The sequence below is a fragment of the Corynebacterium hansenii genome, from assembly GCF_030408795.1.
Classification (GTDB): Bacteria; Actinomycetota; Actinomycetes; order Mycobacteriales; family Mycobacteriaceae; genus Corynebacterium; species Corynebacterium hansenii.
In genome coordinates this window covers 2569137-2593231 of the sequence record NZ_CP047211.1, presented here as the reverse complement: position 1 = coordinate 2593231, position 24095 = coordinate 2569137, and the positions used below count along the sequence as shown (strand labels likewise).

Annotated in this window: 19 protein-coding genes, 2 rRNA genes and 1 riboswitch; of the genes, 10 read left to right on the top strand and 11 right to left on the bottom strand. The window is 69.2% G+C overall.

Features of this window, described 5'->3' with window-relative positions:
• Positions 1-227 precede the first annotated feature (227 nt).
• Positions 228-3316, top strand: a 23S ribosomal RNA gene (locus CHAN_RS11480).
• 154 nt (positions 3317-3470) lie between these two features.
• Positions 3471-3587: ribosomal RNA gene (rrf, locus tag CHAN_RS11475) — 5S ribosomal RNA — on the top strand.
• A gap of 76 nt (positions 3588-3663) precedes the next feature.
• Here the strand turns inward: rrf and CHAN_RS11470 are convergent.
• Positions 3664-4104, bottom strand: coding sequence for an SMI1/KNR4 family protein (locus CHAN_RS11470; RefSeq protein WP_290289896.1), 441 nt, complete (start codon positions 4102-4104; stop codon positions 3664-3666).
• Between the two features lie 33 nt (positions 4105-4137).
• Positions 4138-5352, bottom strand: a complete 1215-nt coding sequence (locus CHAN_RS11465) for a pyridoxal phosphate-dependent aminotransferase (RefSeq protein ID WP_290289894.1) — start codon at positions 5350-5352, stop codon at positions 4138-4140.
• 76 nt (positions 5353-5428) lie between these two features.
• Between CHAN_RS11465 and CHAN_RS11460 the strand changes: the two genes are divergently transcribed.
• The gene (locus tag CHAN_RS11460; protein ID WP_290289892.1) at positions 5429-6532 is read left to right on the top strand and encodes an alpha/beta hydrolase; all 1104 of its coding nucleotides are present in this window, start codon (positions 5429-5431) and stop codon (positions 6530-6532) included.
• Here CHAN_RS11460 and CHAN_RS11455 read toward each other — a convergent pair.
• The 3 genes from CHAN_RS11455 to CHAN_RS11445 all read right to left on the bottom strand — a co-directional run bounded on the left by CHAN_RS11455 (position 6529) and on the right by CHAN_RS11445 (position 11397).
• Complete coding sequence (locus tag CHAN_RS11455; RefSeq protein WP_048740753.1) at positions 6529-7164, bottom strand: DUF3239 domain-containing protein; 636 nt, start codon at positions 7162-7164, stop codon at positions 6529-6531. The two genes, CHAN_RS11460 and CHAN_RS11455, sit on opposite strands and share 4 nt — an antisense overlap.
• 41 nt (positions 7165-7205) lie before the next feature.
• Complete coding sequence (locus CHAN_RS11450; protein WP_290289889.1) at positions 7206-8882, bottom strand: DNA repair helicase XPB; 1677 nt, start codon at positions 8880-8882, stop codon at positions 7206-7208.
• A 112-nt stretch (positions 8883-8994) separates the two neighbouring features.
• A complete protein-coding gene (locus tag CHAN_RS11445) occupies positions 8995-11397 on the bottom strand; it encodes a helicase-associated domain-containing protein (protein ID WP_290289887.1) in 2403 nt (800 codons plus the stop codon).
• A 64-nt stretch (positions 11398-11461) separates the two neighbouring features.
• On the opposite strand from CHAN_RS11445, the gene CHAN_RS11440 reads away from it, so the two are divergent.
• A complete protein-coding gene (locus CHAN_RS11440; RefSeq protein ID WP_048741859.1) occupies positions 11462-11653 on the top strand; it encodes a hypothetical protein in 192 nt (63 codons plus the stop codon).
• A gap of 222 nt (positions 11654-11875) precedes the next feature.
• On the opposite strand, the gene CHAN_RS11435 is transcribed toward CHAN_RS11440, so the two are convergent.
• A complete protein-coding gene (locus tag CHAN_RS11435; protein ID WP_065421457.1) occupies positions 11876-12541 on the bottom strand; it encodes a transglycosylase family protein in 666 nt (221 codons plus the stop codon).
• A 19-nt stretch (positions 12542-12560) separates the two neighbouring features.
• A riboswitch (cyclic di-AMP (ydaO/yuaA leader) is annotated at positions 12561-12741 on the bottom strand.
• 398 nt (positions 12742-13139) lie between these two features.
• Between CHAN_RS11435 and CHAN_RS11430 the strand changes: the two genes are divergently transcribed.
• On the top strand, positions 13140-13550 hold the full coding sequence (locus CHAN_RS11430; RefSeq protein WP_048741864.1) for a cold-shock protein: 411 nt from the start codon (positions 13140-13142) through the stop codon (positions 13548-13550).
• A 24-nt stretch (positions 13551-13574) separates the two neighbouring features.
• Here CHAN_RS11430 and CHAN_RS11425 read toward each other — a convergent pair whose 3' ends face one another.
• Both CHAN_RS11425 and CHAN_RS11420 read right to left on the bottom strand, forming a co-directional pair.
• A complete protein-coding gene (locus CHAN_RS11425; RefSeq protein WP_290289881.1) occupies positions 13575-14111 on the bottom strand; it encodes a DUF2771 family protein in 537 nt (178 codons plus the stop codon).
• A gap of 67 nt (positions 14112-14178) precedes the next feature.
• A complete protein-coding gene (locus tag CHAN_RS11420; RefSeq protein WP_290289880.1) occupies positions 14179-15057 on the bottom strand; it encodes a glutaminyl-peptide cyclotransferase in 879 nt (292 codons plus the stop codon).
• Between the two features lie 14 nt (positions 15058-15071).
• Between CHAN_RS11420 and CHAN_RS11415 the strand changes: the two genes are divergently transcribed.
• The 3 genes from CHAN_RS11415 (at position 15072) to CHAN_RS11405 (ending at position 18310) form a co-directional block, all read left to right on the top strand.
• Positions 15072-15806, top strand: coding sequence for a DUF3027 domain-containing protein (locus tag CHAN_RS11415; protein ID WP_377748474.1), 735 nt, complete (start codon positions 15072-15074; stop codon positions 15804-15806).
• A gap of 135 nt (positions 15807-15941) precedes the next feature.
• Positions 15942-17444 (top strand): NCS2 family permease, encoded by a 1503-nt coding sequence (locus tag CHAN_RS11410; RefSeq protein ID WP_082144322.1) that lies wholly within the window; start codon positions 15942-15944, stop codon positions 17442-17444.
• 2 nt (positions 17445-17446) lie between these two features.
• Positions 17447-18310 carry a TrmH family RNA methyltransferase gene (locus CHAN_RS11405; RefSeq protein ID WP_290289873.1) on the top strand — a complete coding sequence of 288 codons (864 nt, stop codon included), beginning with the start codon at positions 17447-17449 and terminating at the stop codon, positions 18308-18310.
• Here CHAN_RS11405 and CHAN_RS11400 read toward each other — a convergent pair.
• From CHAN_RS11400 to serC, 3 genes are all read right to left on the bottom strand, one after another.
• Positions 18289-19257, bottom strand: coding sequence for a DUF6928 family protein (locus tag CHAN_RS11400; RefSeq protein ID WP_290289871.1), 969 nt, complete (start codon positions 19255-19257; stop codon positions 18289-18291). The two genes, CHAN_RS11405 and CHAN_RS11400, sit on opposite strands and share 22 nt — an antisense overlap.
• Before the next feature lie 9 nt (positions 19258-19266).
• Positions 19267-20304 carry a septation protein SepH gene (gene sepH, locus CHAN_RS11395; protein ID WP_290289870.1) on the bottom strand — a complete coding sequence of 346 codons (1038 nt, stop codon included), beginning with the start codon at positions 20302-20304 and terminating at the stop codon, positions 19267-19269.
• A 126-nt stretch (positions 20305-20430) separates the two neighbouring features.
• Entirely contained in the window at positions 20431-21567 is a 1137-nt protein-coding gene (gene serC / locus CHAN_RS11390) for a phosphoserine transaminase (RefSeq protein ID WP_290289868.1), read from the bottom strand.
• A 663-nt stretch (positions 21568-22230) separates the two neighbouring features.
• Between serC and CHAN_RS11385 the strand changes: the two genes are divergently transcribed.
• Positions 22231-23526, top strand: a complete 1296-nt coding sequence (locus CHAN_RS11385; RefSeq protein ID WP_082144324.1) for a citrate synthase — start codon at positions 22231-22233, stop codon at positions 23524-23526.
• A gap of 201 nt (positions 23527-23727) precedes the next feature.
• Complete coding sequence (locus CHAN_RS11380; RefSeq protein ID WP_048740775.1) at positions 23728-24087, top strand: FKBP-type peptidyl-prolyl cis-trans isomerase; 360 nt, start codon at positions 23728-23730, stop codon at positions 24085-24087.
• Positions 24088-24095 lie beyond the last annotated feature (8 nt).

Sequence of the window (24095 nt, the reverse complement as noted above, 5' to 3'; positions counted from 1 at the left end):
CATCGGTGCGCTGTCGGGTGTCTGGGAAGGCACGCTCGCATTACAGGCGGTTTTGGCCGTGTGTGGTGTGGTGGTTTTTCCTGTTGCGGTCATTGCCTGCTTCTCCTGCTTGTGTGGTGGGGGTGGTGTGGTGGTGGTTGGTGTTGTGTGAGAACTGGATAGTGGACGCGAGCATCTTGATTTTTCTGTAGATTTGTTCCAACAGTTTGTTCTGTTTGGTCGTTTTGTGTGTTGTGTTGTAAGGGCACACGGTGGATGCCTTGGCATCAGGAGGCCGATGAAGGACGTGAGAGGCTGCGAAATGCCTCGGGGAGCTGCCAACTGAGCGTTGATCCGAGGGTGTCCGAATGGGGAAACCTGGCCGTCGTTATGGGCGGTCGCCGCCAGATGAATTCATAGTCTGGTTGGTGGTTACGCGGGGAAGTGAAACATCTCAGTACCCGTAGGAAGAGAAAACAATTGTGATTCCGTTAGTAGTGGCGAGCGAACGCGGAGGAGGCTAAACCGCATGCGTGTGATACCTGGCAGGGGTTGCGTGTGTGGTGTTGTGGGGTTTGCGCGTGCATGGTCTGCCAGCTGTGCGCCGATGTTTGTTCGTGGTTAGCGGAAAGTGCGTGGAATCGCCTGCCGTAGACGGTGAGAGCCCGGTACGTGAAAGCCATGGCGCGTTGGTTGCGTTTGTCCCCGAGTAGCAGCGGGCCCGTGAAATCTGCTGTGAATCTGCCGGGACCACCCGGTAAGCCTGAATACCTTCTGTGACCGATAGCGGATAGTACCGTGAGGGAATGGTGAAAAGTACCCCGGGAGGGGAGTGAAATAGTACCTGAAACCGTGTGCTTACAATCCGTCAGAGCCTCCTCGTGGGGTGATGGCGTGCCTTTTGAAGAATGAGCCTGCGAGTCAGCGGCACGTCGCGAGGTTAACCCGTGTGGGGTAGCCGTAGCGAAAGCGAATACTAACTAGTGTGTTTGTAGTGGCGTGTCCTGGACCCGAAGCGGAGTGATCTACCCATGGCCAGTGTGAAGCAGAGGTAAGACTCAGTGGAGGCGCGAACCCACTTAGGTTGAAAACTGAGGGGATGAGTTGTGGGTAGGGGTGAAAGGCCAATCAAACTCCGTGATAGCTGGTTCTCCCCGAAATGCATTTAGGTGCAGCGTCGTGTGTTTCCTCCTGGAGGTAGAGCTACTGGTTGGTTTAGCGGGACTATCATCTTAGCGACATCAGCCAAACTCCGAATGCCGGTGAGGTGAGAGCACGGCAGTGAGACTGCGGGGGATAAGCTTCGTAGTCGAGAGGGAAACAGCCCAGATCGCCGGCTAAGGCCCCTAAGGGTATGCTAAGTGGAAAAGGATGTGGGATCGCGAAGACAACCAGGAGGTTGGCTTAGAAGCAGCCATCCTTGAAAGAGTGCGTAATAGCTCACTGGTCGAGTGGTCCTGCGCCGACAATGTAGTGGGGCTCAAGCATACCGCCGAAGCCGCGGCAATCAGCCTTTTGGTTGGTTGGGTAGGGGAGCGTCGTGTTCGGCTGTGAAGCTGCGGGGTGACCTGTGGTGGAGTGGACGCGAGTGAGAATGCAGGCATGAGTAGCGAATGAGGAGTGGAAAACTCCTCCGCCGGATGACCAAGGGTTCCTGGGCCAGGTTAATCCTCCCAGGGTGAGTCGGGACCTAAGGCGAGGCCGACAGGCGTAGTCGATGGACAACGGGTTGATATTCCCGTACCCGCGCAATCGCGCCCATGGTGAATCAGTGAGACTAACCCTCCTGAAGCGTCTTTTCGCTGCCCTTTGGGTGGTGTCTGGTCGTGGATGCAGGGGACCTGATCTGGTAGTAGCCAAGTGATGGGGTGACGCAGGAAGGTAGCCGTGCCACCGGATGGATGGTGGTGTAAGCGTGTAGCCCGCAGCCCAGGTAAATCCGGGTTGCGCTAAGGGTGAGACGTGATGCGTACCCGTAGTGGGGAAGTCGGTGATCCTATGCTGCCGAGAAAAGCCTCTAGCGATGTGGTTGTGTGGCCCGTACCCCAAACCGACACAGGTGGTCAGGTAGAGAATACTAAGGCGATCGGGTGAACTGTGGTTAAGGAACTCGGCAAAATGCCCCCGTAACTTCGGGAGAAGGGGGGCCTCGTGGTGTCCATGCCTTTTCGGCGGACGGCGCCGTGTGGCCGCAGAGAATAGAGGGAAGCGACTGTTTACTAAAAACACAGGTCCGTGCGAAGACGTGTAAGTCGATGTATACGGACTGACGCCTGCCCGGTGCTGGAAGGTTAAGAGGACCTGTTAGGTTGGCTTTTGGCCGGCCGAAGCGGAGAATTTAAGCCCCAGTAAACGGCGGTGGTAACTATAACCATCCTAAGGTAGCGAAATTCCTTGTCGGGTAAGTTCCGACCTGCACGAATGGCGTAACGACTTCCCTGCTGTCTCAACCACAGACCCGGCGAAATTGCAGTACGAGTAAAGATGCTCGTTACGCGCGGCAGGACGAAAAGACCCCGGGACCTTCACTATAGCTTGGTATTGGTGTTCGGTTCGGTTTGTGTAGGATAGGTGGGAGACTGTGAAACCTCAACGCCAGTTGGGGTGGAGTCGTTGTTGAAATACCACTCTGATCGTATTGGATATCTAACCTCGGCCCGTGATCCGGGTTGGGGACAGTGCCTGGTGGGTAGTTTAACTGGGGCGGTTGCCTCCCAAAGAGTAACGGAGGCGCCCAAAGGTTCCCTCAGCCTGGTTGGCAATCAGGTGTTGAGTGTAAGTGCACAAGGGAGCTTGACTGTGAGACTGACAGGTCGAGCAGGTACGAAAGTAGGGACTAGTGATCCGGCACCGGCTTGTGGAAGCGGTGTCGCTCAACGGATAAAAGGTACCCCGGGGATAACAGGCTGATCTTCCCCAAGAGTCCATATCGACGGGATGGTTTGGCACCTCGATGTCGGCTCGTCGCATCCTGGGGCTGGAGTAGGTCCCAAGGGTTGGGCTGTTCGCCCATTAAAGCGGCACGCGAGCTGGGTTTAGAACGTCGTGAGACAGTTCGGTCTCTATCCGCCGCGCGCGTGGAAACTTGAGGAAGGCTGTCCCTAGTACGAGAGGACCGGGACGGACGTACCTCTGGTGTGCCAGTTGTTCCGCCAGGGGCATTGCTGGTTGGCTACGTACGGAAGGGATAACCGCTGAAAGCATCTAAGCGGGAAGCCTGTTCCGAGATCAGGTTTCATTTGAGGTCCCCCATAGATGATGGGGTTGATAGGCCGGATCTGTACGCACGGTAACGTGTTCAGGTGACCGGTACTAATAGGCCGAACGTCAACACACACCCCACTTCGGGGTATGGCGTGTGACATTTCTACGTAACGAGAAGAACCAGGTTTGGTTCGCGTCCACTATCCAGCGTCTGGGACAGCACCGCCCACCCGCCCCGGTTTTGTTGGGGTGTTGTGGTGGGTTGCGGAGAAGTCCCGTGTATACGTGTCGGTGGTTATAGCGGTGGGGTCACGCCCGGTCCCATTCCGAACCCGGAAGCTAAGCCCACCTGCGCCGATGGTACTGCACCTGGGAGGGTGTGGGAGAGTAGGTCACTGCCGGCCAATAAACATGGTGTTGGAGCCGTCGTTGGTTCATGCCCCTGTTGGGGGTGTGGGCCGGCGACGGCTCCTTCGCGTTTCAGGCATCAAGTGCGCCACACGCGTTGATCATGTCTTCCAGCGAATCGAACAAAACTTCAGTGGACCCACTGTCGTGGTAGAAGATGAATATCCGATTGTCGCCGGCTTTCATCAAGATTTCGTTGCCGGAGCCGTCGTCGGAAATCGCGAAGTAGTTCAAGTGGCTTTCGTCCGCGGCGTCCGGCCATGATTCCCTGAACCATTCGGTCAGCTCTATCACGGTTTCCCTGCCTTGGATGGGCGAGTTTTCGAAGGCGTGGACATCGATGCCGATGATGCAGCCGCCGAAGTTCCGGATGAGTTGTTCGTACTCATCGTTGAATTTCAATCCCAATGTGCTTTCCGCGTGGGCTATGTCGGCATCCGACGCCGGTTTTCCTGCGAACCGCGGGTTCTTGCCGAAGTAAATTTCAAGCTTCTTCAGGGTGTTGGGGTCCATGGCATCCTCTTCCGTTCATCGGGTACTGCGGCCCTAACGCCCCTCGAGATGGTTCCGCAGCTTCTCCAGCGCCTCGCGGAGCACGCTCTCCCGCTTGCAGAAGCCGAACCGCGCGAGATTCCTCCACCGCTCGTCGCCGGCATCGTCGACGAAGGCCGTGACGGGGATGGCGGCGACGCCGACGGTCTCCGGCAGGGCCATGCACGTCTCCATCGCGTCGCCCAGGCCCAGCGGCGAAACATCGGCGACGACGAAGTACCCGCCCTGCGCATCGTGGACGGTCAGGCCGAGCCCGCGCAGCCCGTCGACCAGCAGATCCCGGTTCGACTCCAGCTCCCGCGCCATCCGCTCGACCCACTCGTCGCACTCGTCGAGGCCCCGCGCGACGGCGGGCTGCACGTGGGTGACGCCGACGTAGCTCAGGTACTGCTTGGACGTCGCGACGGCGGAGACGATCTCCGGGCAGCCGAGCACCCATCCGGTCTTCCACCCGGTGACGTTGAAGGTCTTCGCGGCGGAGGAGACGACCACGCACCTGTCGCGCATGCCCGGCAGGTCGGCGATGGACAGGTGCGCGTTGCCGTCGTAAAGCAGTCGCTCGTAGACCTCGTCGGCCAGGACGAAGGCGCCGGCGCCGCGCGCCGCCTCGGCCACGGCCCCGAGCTCCTCCGCCGTGAGGATGGCGCCCGTCGGGTTGTGCGGGGAGTTGACGATGATCATCGAGGTGTCGTCGCGCACGGCCGCCCGCAGCGCGGCAACGTCCAGGCGCCAGCCGCCCTCGCCCGGAACGAGCGGCACCGACGTCCACTCCGCGCCGGCGAGGGCGACGGCGGCGCGGTAGGAGTCGTAGAACGGCTCGATGAGCACCACGTGCGCCCCGGGCTCGACCAGCGCCAGCACCGCCGCGGTGATGCCCTCGGTGGCGCCCACGGTGACCAGGCACTCGGTGTCGGGATCCCACCGCTGACCCAGGCGCCGGGCGCGGTCGTCGCAGATCGCCCGCCGCAGCCCCGCATCACCGCGCCCGGGCGCGTACTGGTTGTCGCCGCGGCGGATGGCGGCCACGGCCTCGTCGAGCATGACCTGCGGCCCATCGCTGTCGGGGTAACCCTGTCCGAGGTTGATCGCCCCGGTGGTCGCGGCCAGGCGGCTCATGGTGGCGAAGATCGTCTCGCCGAAGGGGCGCAGTCGCCGCACGGTCGGGGTGGCCGGCGCGGCATCGGTGGTGCTGGTGGGGCTGTCCTTCATGGGAACGACGTTATGCGAATCGCGGGCGCCGGGTGGGGCGTTTTTCGCATCGGCGCTTCCTGGCACAATGTGCGGCATGAGTGAACCGATTTCCGGCTTCGACGCCCGGCCCGGCTACGACGCCGCCGGCGAGGGCTTCACGCCCGTGACCACCGACGAGGGCAAGCTGCGGCAGCTCATCGACTACCTGGAGGAACACGTGTCGGCGTACGCCGAAGCCCCGCCGACGCCGTGGGACGGCACCGCGGACGAGATCGCCTCCGCCCGCGCCGCAGCCAACGACCGCGCCGCCCGGTTGCCCGACGCCATCGTCCACGCCTCGATGCTCGTGCTCGGCGCGGGAGTCGACCACACCCTGCCGTTCGTGGCGTTCGACGGCGCCTCCTGCCGCATCGCGGACCACGATGCCGGCGGCGTGCCGGTCCGCGTCTTCGTGCCGCGCGATCCCACGGGTGCCGTGGTGGTCGGTGCCCACGGCGGCGCGTGGTGGATGGGCGACGGCACCGCCCGCGACAACACCTTCGGCCCGGAGTGCGCCGCGCTGGCGCAGAGGTCGGGCGCCGTCGTCGTCGACGTCGACGTCCGCCTGGCGCCGGAGCACCGGATGCCCGCGGCGGCCGAGGACCTCGCGGCGGCGGTGCACTGGGCGCGCACCGGGCCGCTGCCGGAGATCGCCGCCGGTGCACCGGTGGTGCTGTGGGGCGAGTCGTCCGGGGGGCATGCGGCGGTGGTTGCGGCGAAGTTGCTTCACGACGCCGGTTCGCCCGTCGATTCGGTGGCCCTGACCGCGCCGGCGCTGGACCTGCGCGGGCGCGCCCCCGAGGAGCTCACGGCGGTGTTCGGCCACGCCGACGCCGCGGATCCGTCCGTTTCCCCGGCGCTCGGCGACGTGTCGTGGCTGCCCCGGGTGCACGTGCAGCTCGGCACCGAGGATGATTCGGTGGCCGGCGGGGACGTGGTCGTCGACAAGCTGCGGGACGCGGGCCGCCCGGCGACGTCGTCGGAGTTCCTGGCCACCCACCTGGTCGCCGTGCCCGCGGTGCAGCGGGAGCGGATCACCGACCTCGCCCGCCACATCCTCGATGCGACGGGCACGGAGCGGGAGCTGCCCGGCGAACCCGCGGGGGAGTACGACAAGGATGCCGTCGACCGGGCGAACCGCGAGGCCTGGGGGAGCTAGAGCTCCAGCAGGTCGTACTTGGTGGCGCGGACCTCGGCGACGCGGCCGATGTTGTCGTTCAGCAGCCGCCAGTCCTCCTCGGGGATGGAGCGCTCGGCGTTGCGCCGGGTGCGCGACGACGGCGTCGCCCAGGCGATCGGGACCGGCGTGATCTGGTCCCAGTGGTCGCGGCCGCGGCGGTGCTTGCCTCCCACGGCCACCGAGGGCACGCGCGCGCCGACGGTGCGCGGGGTGCCGGCGACCTTGGTCACGGTGCGCAGCGCCAGGGCGCGCCGGGGCTCGGCGCCCTCGTCGGAGGCCGTGTCCACCAGGGCCATCAGCGTCATGGTGCGCGGGTCGACCTCGGCGATCATCGCCGGCGCCAGCGGCCACGTGTCGTAGAGGTCCTGCGGGGTGCCGGTGGTGCCCGGCAGGGTCAGCGCCACCCAGGCGCACATCGTGCCGAAGGTGATGCTGAGGATGCCCAGGAACAGGGCCACCCCGGAGGTGCCCAGCAACCACAGCGCGAGGCCGCCGCCGACCCACAGCAGCACGGCCATGATCGCCGCCGACAGCCGCAGGCGTTTGCCGTCGCGGAAGTACTCGTTGTTGGCGTCGTTGTGGGCCTCGTCGACGGTGAAGTCGAAGTTCATCGGGCGTCCTCTCCGGGTGGTCTCGTGCCCTGGCGGGTCATCTACAGCGTATCCCCGGGCAGGGAGGGGCCGAGCAGCTCGTCGGCGTCGGCGATGCGGTAGGCGTAGCCCTGCTCGGCGAGGAAGCGCTGGCGGTGGGCGGCGTACTCGGTGTCGAGGGTGTCGCGGGCGACGACGGAGTAGAAGATCGCCCCGCCGCCGTCGCTCTTGGGGCGCAGCAGGCGGCCCAGTCGCTGGGCCTCCTCCTGGCGCGACCCGAAGGTGCCGGACACCTGCACCGCGACGGCGGCTTCCGGCAGGTCGATGGAGAAGTTGGCCACCTTCGAGACGACGAGCGTGGTCAATTCGCCGGACCGGAAGGCGTCGAAAAGCTCCTCCCTGCGCTTGTTGGGCGTCTTGCCGTCGATGACGGGCGCGTCCAGCGCGCGGCCCAGCTCCTCGAGCTGGTCCAGGTAGGCCCCGATGACCAGCGTCGGCTCGCCGGGGTGGCGCTCCAGGAGCTTTTCGACGACCGGGATCTTCGTGGGCGAGGTGGCGGCCAGGCGATAGCGGTCCGCGGCTTCGGCGGTCGCGTAGACCATCCGCTCGGATTCGGTGAGGGTGACGCGGACCTCGATGCACTCGGCCGGGGCGATCCAGCCCTGCGCCTCGATGTCCTTCCACGGGGCGTCGTAGCGCTTCGGGCCGATCAGGCTGAACACGTCGCCCTCCCGGCCGTCCTCGCGCACCAGCGTGGCGGTCAGGCCCAGGCGGCGCCGCGACTGCAGATCCGCGCTCATGCGGAACACCGGCGCGGGCAGCAGATGGACCTCGTCGTAGATGATCAGCCCCCAGTCGCGGGAGTCGAACAGCTCCAGCGCGCGGAACTCGCCCTTCGTCTTGCGGGTGACCACCTGGTAGGTGGCGATGGTCACCGGGCGGATCTCCTTGCGCTCCCCGGAGTACTCGCCGATCTCGTCCTCCGTCAGCGACGTCCGCCGCAGCAGCTCGTCGCGCCACTGGCGGCCGGCGACGGTGTTGGTCACCAGGATCAGCGTCGTGCGCTTGGCGTCGACCATGGCGGCCGCGCCGACGATCGTCTTGCCGGCGCCGCAGGGCAGCACCACCACGCCCGAACCGCCCTCGCGGAAGGAATCGGCGGCGTGGCGCTGGTAGTCGCGCAGCTCCCAGTCCTCGTGCTCGCCGACCCAATCGATGTCGTGGGCCTCGCCGTCGACGTAGCCCGCGGAGTCGCCCGCCGGCCAACCGACCTTGAGCAGCTCCTGCTTGATGCGGCCGCGCTCCGACGGGTGCACGGTCCACGTGTCGGCGTCGATCTCCTCGCCGAGCATCGGGCGGATCTTCTTGTGGCGGGTGATCTCCGCCAGCACCGCCGGATCCTTCGACTCCAGCACCAGCCCGTGGGCCGGGTGCTTGGTCAGCGTCAGGCGCCCGTACCGGTCCATGGTCTCCGCGACGTCGATGAGCAGCGCCTGGGGGACCGGGAAGCGCGAGTACTTCTCCAGCACGTCGACGACCTGCTCGGCGTCGTGGCCGGCGGCGCGGGCGTTCCACAGGGCCAGCGGCGTGATCCGGTACGTGTGGATGTGCTCCGGGGCCCGCTCCAGCTCGGCGAACGGCGCCAGCGCCGCGCGGGCGGCATCGGCGTCGTCGTGGTCGATCTCGAGGAGGACCGTCTTGTCGGATTGGACGATCAGGGGGCCGTCGCCGAAGGACACGGGGCATCACCACTGCTTCCGGTTGGGGAACTGGGTCGCTTTGGGAAACTGGGGCGCGCGGACGGCCGGCCGGGCCGAAACGCGCCAAAACCCCATTATGACCCCGTGGGCGTCAGCCGTCGAGGACGACCTCCGTCACCCTGTGGAGCAGGAAGCGCAGCACCTGCCCGGACGCCGGGTCGACCGCGTCGACCTGCCCGCCCGACACCGTCACCGGCCGCACCTTCCGGCGGCCGGCCCGGCCGTTGCGGTCGACGAAGCCGATGGTGACGTCGAGGCCCGAGCGGGCCGCCCGGTGCAGCAGCGCCTGGGCGGCGGCGCCGGTGGCGGGGTCGTCGTCCATGTCGATGCGGGTGCCGTCCCCGGTGTCGGCCGCGCGATCGCCGGCCTGGATGGATTGCAGGGCCTGGCTGATCCGCCCGTCGTCGGCGCGCGACGGCGGCGCCGGCCGGCGCGGCGCCTCGGGCACCCGGAACCGCTCCGGCCGCAGATCGAGCGCCGCCCCCAACGGGTCCTCCGCGATGGCCGACAGGCCGGCGTCGCGCAGCGCCGCGATCATCGCCGGGGGATGGACCTGCGCGATGGCGACGGTTTCGGCCAGTCGGCGCAGCCCCAGCCGCTCGGCCACCGGATCGGCGAGCACCTGCGCCAGCAGCGCCGGATCCTCGCACCGCAGGTACGCCGCCGCCGGGCCTCCGCGCAACCGGCCGTGCCGGCGGGCTACGTCGTCGACGAGGAACGTCACCGATTGCGGCACCTCGCCCAGCGCACGGTCGGACAGGAACCCGTGCAGATCCGCGGCCGACGTCCCCGCGTCGAGGGCTCGCCGCACCGATTCCTCCGAGATGCGGTGGACGCTGGCCACCCCGGGCGACTCGAGGTCGGTGAAGGATTCCAGCTTCTCCAGGAACGAGCCCTCCGCCGGGCCCGGCACCAGGAGAGTCAGGTCGGCCTGGACGATGAACTGGGTCGCGGGGGCCGGCAGCAGCGACGCCAGCGCGCCGGCCAGGTCGCCGTCGTGAAGCTCGCCCGCCTCGCCGGCCGCGGCCCGGCCCGCCCCCGAGGCGCCCGCGCCGAGCACGCCTCCGGCACCGCCGCCCGCCGGCACGGCCAGGCCCAGCAGGGCGAACTCGGAGAGGATTTCGGCGAGGACGTCGTCCGGGCAGTGCGACGACGCGATCGGGGCGCGCGCGGCGAAGCGGGCGCGGACGTCGGCGACGCCGAAGCCGGGATCGGTGCCCTCGCACAGGATCCGGAGAATGCGGGTGCGCAGCTCCGGGGCGCCCGCGCGCCGGGCGTCGGGCGACAGCAGCGCCAGGGGTTTGCCGTTGGGGCCATCCGCACCGACCAGCCAGGGGGCCTCCTCCGACGCGAGCCACCCGGTGATCAGGCGGGCCCAGCGCTGCCCGGCGGGCTCCTCGAGGAAGGAATCCGCCGTCGCGGTGGGGGCGAGGTAATCGCCGCCGGAATCGTCCTCCGGCAGCGGCCGCGGGGTGCCCACGTGGACGAGCCCGGCCGCCGCCGCCATGGCCACGATGCGGGCGAGCTCCAGGTCGCCGACCCCGAGCGCCTCCACGAGCCGGCGGTGCTCCCGCACGCCGATCGTGCCGTCCTTCAGCGTCGGCGCCGCGCGCTCGCCGAGCAGCTCCAGCAGGGCGCGGACGGTGCGCATCGATTCCAGCGCGGCGGCCGCGGCGGCTCCGTCGGGGTCGCGCAGCTCCACCGCGTCGGCGGGGCCGGGGCGCAGGTTGGGCGGGCCATCCGGGGGCACGGACCCCCGCAGCAGGGCGCGGACGCGGCCCGGCAGGCGCACCGTCGAATCGTCGATGCGCTCCAGCAGCCCGGCGGCGATCAGGCGCGGCACGGGCAGCGACGGGTCGGCGTCCTCGGCGGCGTCGCGCGTGGTGCCCAGGCCCCCGGCGTCGGCCAGCGTGCCCAGCAACTTGCGCTGCCGGTCGTCCGTGGCGGCCAGGGCCGCGCGCAATTCGCCGGTGGTCGGCTCGCCGGGGCGGGGGATCAGGCGCCACCCGGCGGGCAGCGCCGCGACGACTTCGTCGGCGACGAGCAGCCGATCCTCCCATTCGCCGGACGACTTGCGCGTCGAGCGGCCCGAGAACGCGCCCGCCCCGCCCGGCCCGTCCCCGTGGATCAGCGCGGAACGCCGCAGCTCATCGAGGGCCTCGCGGGCATGCGCGATGGTCGGCCGCTCCTTGGCGGGCACTCCCGCCGCGGCGAGGTCGTCGCGCAGCTTCCCGATCACGTCCGCCGCCGCGACCGGTTCGGCGTCCCCGCCCAGGTCGACGGCTGCCTCGAGCAGCCCGAGCCCGAGCGCGTCGACGTCGGCCAGCGCCCGCTGCACCGAGGAACGCAGCTGGAGCCGGCCCGCGAGGGCATCGGAGGAACGGGGCGGCGGCGACAGCGCATCGGGGCGCCGGCGCAGGACCTCGGCCAGGAACCCGTCGGAACGGGCCGCCAGCCAACGTCGGAACGGGGGGAAGGGGGTGGCGTGGGTCATGTCGCTTCCCACATTAGCCCCGGGAAACGTGACTGGCGTCGGCGTTTCTGAGATGATGATGAGCATGGCTAACGTTGAGAAGAAGAACAAGTACGTTGATCCGGGCTGGCCGCAGGACCTCGCTCCGGGCGAGCACGCCGTCACCGAGCTCGTGGGCCGTTTCGCCGGCGCCGACTCCCCCTTCGGCGAGACCACTTTCCCGGTCCCGGTCGAGTCCCTCAACTACGTTCACCCGACCACCGTCATCAACAAGTAGCGACGGCGGCCGCGCGCGGCGCGGCCAGAGCCCGATGGCCCCGGCGATGCGGTGGCCATCGGGCATCCGTCATGCCCCGAACGTCCGGCCATCCGCCTCCGGCATGAGATGACCGGGACATGAGAAAACACGGGCATGGGAAAACCCGCCTCCGGCGTCGCCGGGAGGCGGGTTTTCGTTTCGCTCTCGTGGGCCCCGTCGGGGCGGCCCGGAGCGGATGTCTTAGGCGAGGGCCGCGGCACCCGGGACGTTGCCCAGGAACTGCTTCAGGACCTCGTTGTACTGCGAGGTGATCTCGGTCGGCAGCGCGACGCCCTGGCCGGACGCGGCGGTGCGGGCCTTGCCCAGGATGGAGTTCAGGTCCTCGATGGAGCGGGCGCCCTGCATCTCGGACAGGATGCCCTGGATGGAGGCGGCGTCGAGCGACGGGGCCGCGGCGGCCGGGGACTCGGACTGCGCGGCCTGGTTGCCGGCGTAGTTGGCGCCGCCGCCGGCGCTCGGGTGCGCGCGCTCGGTCGGGCCGGAGGTCAGGCCCAGCTGGGCGGAGCAGGACGGCCAGGCGCCCCAGCCCTGCTGCGCCAGGACCTTCTCGGCGACGTAGATCTGCTCGGTGCGGGAAGCCTTGTCGGCGGTGGGGGCGAACTCCTGGCCGCCGTAGCCGGACCAGGTGCCGGCCGAGAACTGCAGGCCGCCGTAGTAGCCGTTGCCGGTGTTGATCTGCCAGTTGCCGCCGGACTCGCACTGCGCCAGGCGATCCCAGTCGGAATCCGGGGCGGCGGTGGCGGTCGGGGCGGCCATGGCGGCGCCGGCGCCGAGGATGGCACCGGTCAGGGCGACCTTGGCGGAAGTGGAGACGAAGCTGCGGTTCTTGCTGGCGTGACGGGCCATGTCTGTTGTTTCCCTCTCGTTGATTTCGGTGATTCGCCGTCGGGGTTAGCTGTCGGGTTCGGGCGGTGGGGATGCCCGGCGGACGTGGTTCGTCCGGCTTCACCCCAGGGAATCGGGGCATCGCGGTGGATGCCCGTCCCATCCGGTTCGCACCGGTGGTTTCCCCGACCCCGTCTCGATCAGGATTGCGTCCATGAAGTTTTCGCCTGCCACGGGTCTCCGTGCTGCCGTCCCGGACGGGGTTGGGCGAGGGCCGGCGGAGGTGCCGTGGTGCGTCGTCTGCGTACGCTAGCGGTTGGTAACGGAATAGTCACGTTATCCGGCCGAATCATTTGGGGCGGCGTTTTCGTCGAAAAGCACCTGCTTTGCGACGTCGCCGCTGGTCACCCTGCATTGCGTGGCGCATGTTACGGATGTGATTGAACTGAAATGTGACCAAGGTCACGTTATCGGGCCGTGATCTTCGGGCGGTTTTGGGCCGTCCGCTATAATCGGGTGTTTCACCCGGCGAGGGACAACCCGTGATCATTCGGCAACATGCGGGATCATGGGGCGCGGATCCCGTCTCCGGGACGGCGACGAGAGAAAGGTGGCCCCGGTGCCCATCGGCAAGGTCAAGTGGTACGACAAGGATCGCGGCTTCGGCTTCGTGTCCAACCCCGGCGGGGAGGACGTCTACGTCGGCCATGCCGTGCTGCCCGAGGGCGTCGAGGAACTGGTGAAGGGCCAGCGGATCGAGTACGACTACGCCGATGGCCGCCCCGGGCCCCAGGCGCTGCACATCAACGTCATCGAGGAGGCGCCGCGCGCCGGCCGCGGAGGCGGCGGGGGACGCCGGCAGGCCAAGCGGCACTCGCCGGAGGATCTCAACGGAATGATCTCCGACATGATCTCGATGCTGGAGTCGACGGTGCAGCGCGACCTGCGATCGGGCCGCTACCCGGACCGCAAGAGCGGCCACCAGGTGGCCGAGGTGCTGCGCGCCGTGGCCCGCGAACTCGACCGCTGAGAATTAGAGCGCCCCTCCGCGCGATCAGTTCCGGCCGGCGTCGTTGGCCACGGACCAGGTGATTCCGTAGGGCACTTCCTCGCCCGCGGCGTCGCGCCCGATGATCGTCGCCGAGACCTCGACGACGCCCAGCGGCGTGCGCTCGCCGTTGACCGACGCGGAGCCCGCGACGGTCTCCTTCTTCGCCTTGCCCGGCTCCTTGCGGTCCGCGGAGTTGACGGTCTCGTCGACGTAGAAGCGCTGCAGCACCCACGTCACCGAGGACACCTCGTCGGGGACCTCGATCTCCGCGGTGTCCTCCGCGCCGAGGGACACGCGCGCCGTGGCGCCCTCGTCCGTGGTGCAGGCGCCCTCGCCCTTCTCGAACATGTTGCACACGCGGTAGGGGGAGACCTCGATCTCCCGGTCGCCCGCGCGCACCGTCATGGTCAGGGCCCGGGGATCCTCGACGGTGCCGTCGTTGGCGCGGTCGAGGACGAGGACCACTCCCGTGATGATCAGCGCGACGGCGACGATCACGCCGATGATCCGCCACGTCTTCTTGTTCGCCTTGGCCGCCACGGGCTCGCTCCTCTGCTCGTCGTCCCCGGCGCCGCGCGGTGCCGGACGGCGGCAATTCTAACGGCGGTCAGCCGACCGGGAGGAACCGGACCTCGAACAGGGTCGGCCAGTACTTGCCGGTGACCAGGAAGCGGTCGGCCCCCGGGATGCGGGCGATGCCGTTGAGTACGTCGGCCCCCGCCCGGGCCTCCGGCGGCAGCGACCGGGCGAGTGCCGCGGCGTCGGCGACGCCGGTGACCTCGCCGGTGGCCGGATCGATGCGGACGATGTCGTCTGTCAGCCAGCGGTTGGCCCACACCTCCGGGCCGCCGGGCCCGTCGACGCATTCGAGTTCGTTGAGGTTGCCGACCGGGGCCCCGCCGGCGGTGACGTCCACGCGGCCGGTTTCGGCGAAGGTCGCGGGATCGCGGAAGGTCAGCGAATGCGAGCCGTCGGACATCACCAGCCGGTCGCCCTGGCCGCACAGCCCCCAGCCCTCGCCGGGGTACGCCGCCCGCCGCGTCTCCTCCAGGGTCGCCGCGTCGCGGGCGATGGCGACGCCCTCCCGCCACGTCAACTGCCAGACGGTGTCGCCGGCGCGCGCGATGCCCTCGCCGAAAAGCTCCGGCGGCAGCTCGCGGCGGTCCTCCGCGGGCGATCCCGCGCGCCAATCCCGCACCCGCCAGATCGCGGATTGGCCGTACTGCCCCGTGCCGACCAGCAGCGCCCCGTCGCCGTCGATCTCCAGGCCCTGGGTGAACGCGCCGGCGTCGAAGGGGTGCTCCGCCACGACCTCGACGCGCAGGCGCGGGACGCCGGCCGGCACCGGATCGACGGCGGTCCGCTCCACGGGGGCGGCGGACGTCGCGGGCGCCGGGCCGTCGCCAAGCGGATCCCCCGAGCAACCCGCGAGAAGGACGACGGCCGGCAGGAGGCCGGCCAGGGCGGCCCGCGCGCTGAGCTTCATGCCCCCACTCTAGAATGACCCGTGTGACAGACAACCGACGACGCCGTTCCCGCAATCGCCGCCGCTCCCGCGGCCCCCTGTTGGGCAACCGGGCCGTCGACATCGCCCGCGCCGCCGTCGACGACATGGACGAGGGCCCCGCGGGGGACCACGTCGGGGTCAACGTCACCCACCCCGGCACGGCGGTGCACAGCTTCGCGGCGGACCTGCCCGGCTATCGCGGCTGGGAATGGCACGTGGTGCTGGCGTGCGCACCGGGCACCGACCACATCACCATCAGCGAGGTGGCGCTCGTCCCCGGCGACAGCGCCCTGCGCGCCCCGGAGTGGGTCCCGTACGAGGAACGCCTGCGCCCCGGCGACCTGGGCCCCCGGGACCTGCTGCCGCCGGCGGCCGACGACCCGCGCCTGACGACGGCCGACGCGGAGGACCGGGAGCTCACCGCGGAGGGGCTCCGGCTCGCCGCGGAACGCTGGCTCGACGGCGACACCGGGCCCCGCGGCGAATTCGCCGAAGAGGCGCTGCGCCACTGCGGCACGTGCGCGTTCTTCATCGCCCTGGAGGGGCCGCTGGGCGCGGACTTCGGGGCGTGCGTCAACGAGTGGGCGTTCGACGGCGACGTCGTCCACGTCGACCACGGCTGCGGCGCGCACTCCGCCACCCCGGAGGTCACCGGCGCGGGGGCGCCGGAGGGGGAGGCCTACGACGACCACGAGATCATCGAGCGCGCGGATCTGCGGGGGAACTGACCGGGGCCCGGGCGGCGGCCGGAGCCCCGTGTTGCCCGCCGGGGCCCGGGGGTGCGATTCTGAGAGCCGCATGAACGTTTCCCGGCCGCGGCGCTGACCCGCGGCGGCCGGCCTTCCAGACTGGAGCCCAAGCGCATGGCCGAATCCAAGGTGGAGCCCGCGGAGCACGAGGGGGAGGCCGGGGCGACCCGCCGCGGCCCCGCGTCCGCGCTGGACCGCTACTTCAGCATCACCGAACGCGGATCGAGCGTCGTCACGGAGGTCCGCGGCGGCGTCGTCACGTTCTTCGCGATGGCGTACATCATCCTGCTCAACCCGCTGATCCTCGGCGGCATCGAGGACGTCGAGGGCACGGCGCTGTCCGTGCCGCAGGTCGCGGCGGTGACCGCGTTCGCCGCGGGCGTCATGACCATCCTCTTCGGCGCGTGGGCCCGGTATCCCTTCGGCATCGCCGCGGGCCTGGGCATCAATACGCTGGTCGCCGTCACCTTCGTCGCCAACGAGGGCCTGACCTGGGCCGAGGCGATGGGCCTGGTGGTCATCGACGGCCTGATCATCGTGGCGCTGGCGGTGTCGGGATTCCGCTCGGCGGTGTTCGACGCCATCCCGCCGTCGCTGAAGGCCGCGATGGCCGTGGGCATCGGCCTTTTCATCTCGATCATCGGCTTCGTCGACGGCGGCCTGGTCCGCCGCATCCCGGACGCCGCGGGCACGACGGTGCCGGTGCAGCTGGGCATCGGCGGGCACATCACCTCGTGGCCGACGGCCGTGTTCGTCCTGGGCATCTTCATCTGCGGCATCCTCGTCGTGCGGAAGGTGCCGGGCGGCCTGTTCATCGGCATCATCGTCAACACGGTCATCGCGCTGATCGTCGAGGCGCTGACCAAGTCGGGCCCGTCGTTCGTCGACGGCGAGCCGAACCCGCGCGGGTGGAACCTGGCGGTGCCGGGGGCGCCCGACGGCATCGGCGGTCTGCCGGACATGTCGCTGCTCGGGCAGTTCGACCCGTTCGGCGCGTTCATCCGCCTCGGCGCCATCGGCGCGACGATGCTGGTGTTCACGCTGGTGCTGGCCAACTTCTTCGACGCCATGGGCACGATGACGGGCCTGGGCAAGCAGGCCGGCCTGGCCGGCGAGGACGGCGTGCTGCCGGGCATGAAGCGCGCCCTGGTCGTCGAGGGCCTCGGCGCGGTGGTCGGCGGCGCGACGTCGTCGTCGTCGAACACGGTGTACGTCGACTCCGCCGCCGGCATCGGCGACGGCGCCCGCACCGGCCTGGCCAACGTGGTCACCGGCGTGCTGTTCCTGCTGGCGATGTTCCTCACGCCGCTGTACGAGATCGTGCCGGTGGAGGCGGCGGCGCCGGTCCTGGTGATCGTCGGCGCGATGATGATGGCGCAGATCAAGGAGATCGATTTCTCCCGCTTCGACATCGCCCTGCCGGCCTTCATGACCATCGTGATCATGCCGTTCACGTACTCCATCGCCAACGGCATCGGCGTCGGCTTCGTCACCTACGCCCTGCTGGCGCTGTTCTCGGGCCGCGCCCGCGAGGTCCATCCGCTGCTCTACGTCGTCGCCGCGCTGTTCCTGGTGTACTTCGGCATCGAGCCGGTGTCGGCGATCCTGGGCGCGTAGCCGTGCCCGATCCGAGCCCGTCCCGATCCCCGCACCGTATCCGCGTCGACGATCCCGCCGATCCGCGCCTCGATGACGTCCGCGACCTGAACCGCTCCGACACCCGCCCGGACCTGCCGGGCGGCAAGGGGCTGGTCATCGCGGAGGGGGCGTTGATCGTCCCCCGGCTGGCGGGGTCGAGGTTCCCCTTGCGCTGCATCGTGGGCACGCCTCCGCGCCTGGATGCGCTTGACGACGACCTGGCCTCCGGAGATCCCGCCGCACGGGCCGCGGCGCTGTCGGTGCCGTGGTACGAGGTGGACCGCCCCGTGCTCGCGGCCGCCGTGGGATTCGACATGCACCGCGGGCTGCTCGGCGTCGCCGACCGCGCGCCCGAACCGGCCGTGGCGGACGTCGTGGCGGGGGCGCGCACGCTGCTGGTCCTCGAGGGCGTGGGGGATCACGAGAACATCGGCGCCATGTTCCGCAATGCCGCGGGCATGGGCGTCGACGGCGTGCTCTTCGGCGCCGCCTGCGCCGACCCGCTGTACCGGCGGTCGGTGCGGGTGTCCATGGGGCACGTGCTGCGCACGCCCTTCGCGCATCTGCCGGGCACCACGACGACGTGGCAGCGCTCGCTGGACGGCCTGCGGCGAGAGGGCTTCCGCATCGTGGCCATGACGCCGGGGGAGGGGTCGGTGCCGCTGTGGGAGGCGATGGCCCACGACAAGGTGGCCATCCTCGTCGGCGCGGAAGGCCCCGGCCTGACCGAGCACGCGATGCGCGCGGCGGACGTCCGCGCCCGCATCCCGATGGCCGAGGGCACGGACAGCCTCAACGTGGCCACCGCCGCGGCGATCGCGTTCTACGAGCGGTTGCGCTTCTGAACCTTGGCCCAGGCCCTCCGGCCCAGGCCGCGCACGCCTTCGCCGATCGCGCGGGCACCGTCCGCGGCGGCGCGGCCGACCCGGCGGATGCCCTCCGCCGAATCCTCCGGTTCCGGCGTCGCATGGTCCTCGTAGTCGTCGTAGTCGACGTTGCCGGCTGCCGCGTGCGGCATGTCCCGCGCGGCGCCGCGCCGGGCCATGACGGCTTCACCCGCGGACGCCCTGCGCCCGTCGACGGCGAATGCGCTCACCGGGATGTCCGGGCCCGGGTCGGCGGGATCGAAGCCCAGCCAGCCCTCCGCCGCGGCGGCGCACAGTTCGGAGGGCACGAAGGGCATGGCCACGCCCGGGAGGATGGGGTTCTCCCCGCCGTTCCCGCCGGCGCCCGTGCCGTCGGTGCGGCCGGTCTTCGCCTCGTCGTTCTTCGCCTCGTCGGTATTCTCGTCGCCGGCCTTTTCCTCCGCCGCCGGCTTGCGCAGCCCCGCCCAGAAATCGCCCTCGAAGACCCCGGGGAGCCCGACGTCCTCGAAGATGGTGAACCGCGTCGCCGAAAACGCCCGCTTCAGTTCGCCGGCGCGCCAGTGGGCGAACGCCCCGAAACCGGAGCCGGGGTCGGACGAGAACGCGTACACGTCGGTGGCCGCGATGCCGCGCAGGAAGCGCTGCGGCAGCTCCGAGAGCTTCGTGACGTCGTCGAGCACCGTCTGCACCACGGCCAGCCCGTCGTAGCCGCCGATGTAGAACTCCCCGGCGCCGGCCGGCGCGGATCTGTTCAGCGGGAAATCCCCGATCGGAGTGACGGTCAGGCGCGGGTCCAGCAGCGCCAGGTACTTGCGGCCGAATCCGCGGTCATGCCCGGGTTCGGCGGTGAGCACGGCCAGCGGCTCGGCGGCCGCGACGAACCAGATCGTGGCGACGCCGGCGCGCGGCCCCCGGGGCGATCCCATTTCCGGCCGTCACTTCCGGTCCGTGGGGCGCACCCCGAGCAGGACGTCTTCCCAGGAGGGCATGACGGTTTTGCGCCTGCGCCTGGGCGCCGCGTCCTCGTCGGGGTGGCGCAGGAAGTCATCGTCGTCGTCGCCGTCGCCGAGCCCCTCCGGCGCCCCGTGGTCGACGGGGCCGGGCGCTTCCTCGACCGGCGGCGCCGGGCGCAGGCCCGGGGCCTCGCCCTCGACCGACGCGAGGTTCCTGCGGGGCCGGGCGAAATCGGGGTCGACCAGCTCGGCGGCGATGGTGTTGCGGGCCACCGTGGACGATGTCGCGCCCTCCGCGTGGAACGCCCACTCCGCGGTGGTCGTGGAATGGCCGGCGGACCAGGTCACGCCGATGATCCACTGGCCGGCCGGGTCGCGCCACGCATCCCATTCGGACGTGGCCAGGTCCAGGCCCCGCGCCGCGAAGGCGGTGGCCAGGATCTCCCAGAGCGTCAGCTGCGCCGGACCGTCCGCGCGGCGCGGGCGGGACTGCTTGCCCAGCTCCGCGATCCGCGCGCGCTCGGCGAGCACCGGATGCGCGAAGGGCTCGATCCTGCGGGCCGGCATGCCCGTCAGCTCGATGAGCTCCGCGACCGACGCGCCCGCCCGCACCCGATCCTGGATTTCGCGGGGGCGCAGCACCATCCGCGGTTCGTCCGGCACGGATTCGAGGGGAGCGGGGCGGTCGGGGGAGCCGTCCGCGGCGTCCGCGCCGGTTCCCTTTTCCCCGTCGGCGTCTTCCCCGGCCGGGGCCCCTTCCTTCTCGGTCCCCTGCGCCGCGACTCCCTGCGCGGTGGCTCCTTGCTCTGCGACTCCTTGCGCGGTGGCGGACCGAACCGGGGCGGCGGCATCGTCGTCAAGCGGATCCCCGTCGGGGACGGGCACGGCGGCGACCAACTCGCGCAACTCGTCGGTGACCGGAAGGGCGAACCGCTCCCCGCCACCCTCCCCGGCATCCGCGGCGACGAGGATGATGGTCCCCGGCTCGCGGACGTCCGCGATGGGCTTCAATTCCCGCATTCGAAAACCTCCTGGGGATTACCGCCGTGTGCTTTCCCCCATGCTAAACGACGAAACCCCCGCTCGGCCGCCATTGCGATGGTGCGGCGTGTGCGGGGGCTCGCCCGAAACGGGGCGTCGCGCGGGTTACGCGGACGCGTGGCCGTTGTCCAGGATCCAGTCGATGGCACCGGTCAGCTTCACGACGTCCTCCGGATCGATGGCCGGGAACATGCCGATGCGCAGCTGGTTGCGGCCCAGCTTGCGGTACGGCTCGGTGTCCAGGATGCCGTTGGCGCGCAGGGTCTTGGCGATCTTCGCCGCGTCGACTTCATCGGAGAAATCGATGGTGCCGACGACCAGCGAACGGGTCGCCTCATCCGCCACGAACGGGGACGCCTCGGCGCGGCCGGCCGCCCACTCGTACAGGTGCGACGAGGACTCGGTGGTGCGCGCGACCATGCCGTCCAGGCCGCCGTTGGCGTTCATCCACTTCACCTGATCGGCGAGCATGAGCAGCGTGCCCACGGCCGGGGTGTTGTAGGTCTGGTTCTTCAGCGAGTTGTCCACCGCGGTCTGCAGGTTGAGGAACTCGGGGATGAAACGGTCCGAGGCGTTGATCTTGGCGATGCGCTCCAGGGCGGCCGGGGACATCGCGGCCAGCCACAGGCCGCCGTCCGAGGCGAAGCACTTCTGGGGCGAGAAGTAGTAGGCGTCGGCCTGGGAAATGTCGACGGGCAGGCCACCGGCGCCCGAGGTCGCGTCGATGGCGACGAGCTGGCCCTCGGAACCCTCCGGGCGGGTGACCGGGACCATCGCGCCGGTCGAGGTCTCGTTGTGGGCCCAACCGATCAGGTCGACGCCCTCCTCGCCCGCGACGACCTCGGGGGCCGAACCCGGCTCGGCTTCGATGACCTGCGGGGCATCGAGCCACGGGGCCAGCTTGGCCGCCTTGGCGAACTTGGAGGAGAACTCGCCGTAGGAAAGGTGCGCCGACTTCTTCTCGATCAGACCGAAGGTGGCGGCGTCCCAGAAGGCGGTCGCGCCGCCGAGGGACAGGATGATCTCGTAGCCGTCGGGCAGCGAGAAGAGCTCGGACAGGCCCTCGCGGACCTCGCCGACCACGTTCTTCACGGCCGGCTGGCGGTGCGACGTGCCCATGATGCCGGCGGCGCCGTCGACGACGGCCTGGATCTGGGACTGGCGGACCTTGGACGGGCCGCAACCGAAGCGGCCGTCGCCGGGGAGGAACTCGGCGGGCAGGGAGGGGAACTGATCGCTCATTGGGCGCAACCTTTCGGTGGGATATGGGCCACTTAGACTCTATAGCCCCGGCGGCGGGCGGGGCACGGGAGGGGGATCGCCCCCGAAACCCCCGGGGCGCGCGCAGTCGGCGAGGGGGCCTCCGGGTGTGGCGAAACGGTGTTCGCAAAGTTAGCAATTTGCAAAGAATGCAAAGTGTAAGTTGTGCAACATGGATGGCCGTTCCGGCGTGCGTTTCGGCTGTTCCGGGGCGGTAGAGGTGTTTTCATTCCTAAAGGGGGAGGCGGATGGCGGGAGGGGCGGGAAACTTCGGGACGTGGAAGCGGGTAGGTTGTCCATGAATGGGCGCCGCATATGGTGACCTGCTTAAACGGGGTGTTGCCCCGCGGTTTCGGAAGGGCTAAGCTGGCCGTTCGGCTGCCGCGGGCACGAAACTGCGGGGGTAAGGGTGTTGTCGCCCTCACATTCTTTGCTAGAGTGTGTCGCAATCCACTGCTGGCGGTTGAGTATGGCTCGGCCGGGCCCCGGTGTTAAGCGGGCGAAGAAGTTCAGAGGAAGTTCTTCGGCCGATCTGCACCGGGCACCATCCGCGCGACCCCACGGGGCCGCGCGGATAGTGTGGGCCGTGGCCGGCGAGACAACGCCGGATTGCCTGAACGACACATTTTCAGCGAAAGGGAAGTTGTGGCTACTGAGAACAACAAGGCCGTGCTCCACTACCCCGGTGGCGAGTTCGAGATGGACATCGTCAACGCGACCGAGGGCAACGACGGCATCGCGATCGGCAAGCTCCTCGCCGAGACCGGTCTGACCACCTTCGACCCGGGTTACACGGCCACGGGCTCGACCACCTCCGCGATCACCTACATCGACGGCGGCAACGGCATTCTCCGCCACCGCGGCTACCCCATTGAGCAGCTGGCCGAGCAGGCCACGTTCAACGAGGTCTCCTACATGCTGATCAACGGCGAGCTCCCCACCAAGGAGCAGCTGGAGAAGTTCAACTACGACATCCGCCACCACACGCTGCTGGACGAGGACTTCAAGAAGGCCTTCTCCATCTTCCCGCGCGATGCCCACCCGATGGCCACCCTCGCCTCGTCGGTCAACATCCTCTCCTCCTACTACCAGGATGAGCTCGACCCGTCCGACCCGGAGATGCGCGATCTCGCGACCGCCCGCCTGATGGCCAAGGTCCCGATGCTCGCCGCGTACGCCTACCGCGCCTCCCAGGGCCAGCCGTACCTCTACCCGGACAACTCGCTGAACGCGCGCGAGAACTTCATGCGCATGATGTTCGGCTTCCCGTCCGAGAAGTACGAGGTTGACCCGGTGCTGGTCGACGCCCTGGACAAGCTGCTGATCCTCCACGCCGACCACGAGCAGAACTGCTCCACCTCGACCGTGCGCATGGTCGCCTCCTCCGGCGCCAACATGTTCGTCTCCATCGCCGCGGGCATCAACGCCCTGTCCGGCCCGCTGCACGGCGGCGCCAACCAGGCCGTCCTGGAGATGCTCGAGGACATCAAGAACAACCACGACGGCGACGCGACCGACTTCATGAACCGCGTCAAGAACAAGGAGCCGGGCGTCCGCCTGATGGGCTTCGGTCACCGCGTGTACAAGTCCTACGACCCGCGCGCCGCCATCGCCAAGAAGACCGCGCACGAGGTCCTGGCCCACCTCGGCGGCGACGAGCTGCTGGACCTGGCCATGAAGCTCGAGGAGATCGCGCTCGCCGACGACTACTTCGTCCAGCGCAAGCTCTACCCGAACGTCGACTTCTACACCGGCCTGATCTACCGCGCCATGGGCTTCCCGACGGACTTCTTCACCGTCCTGTTCGCCATCGGCCGCCTGCCGGGCTGGATCGCCCACTTCAACGAGCAGGTCACCGACCCGGCCTCGAAGATCAACCGCCCCCGCCAGATCTACACCGGCGAGAACGAGCGCAACTTCATCCCGCGCGACGAGCGCTAGAAGCCACGGCTCACCGCGGCAACGCCCCGTCCGGCCCCATGGGTCGGGCGGGGCGCGGTCGTTTCGCGGCACGGCAAACGCCGCCGCCATCCGCCGCCCCGGCGGACGCACGTGCACTACACTCCTTTGGAAAGAAACCGAACCGACGCGGCGCGTCGGGTGCGCCGCGCCCGCCGAGCCGCCGATACGAGGAGACTCACCATGACGAAGCCCGAACTCGGCGCCAAGTCCGGCCCGGCCCCCACTGATCTGGTCATCAACGACATCACCGTCGGCGACGGCGCCGAGGCGACCCCGGGTGCCCGCGTCGAGGTCCACTACGTGGGCGTCGAATTCGAGACCGGCGACGAGTTCGACTCCTCGTGGAACCGCGGCCAGTCGATCGAGTTCCCGCTCGACGGTCTCATCGCCGGCTGGCAGGAGGGCATCCCCGGCATGAAGGTCGGCGGCCGCCGCGAGCTGATCTGCCCGCCGGAGAAGGCCTACGGCCCCGCCGGCGCCGGCCACTTCCTGTCGGGCAAGACCCTGGTCTTCGTCATCGACCTGCTCGACGTCAAGTAACGGCGCTC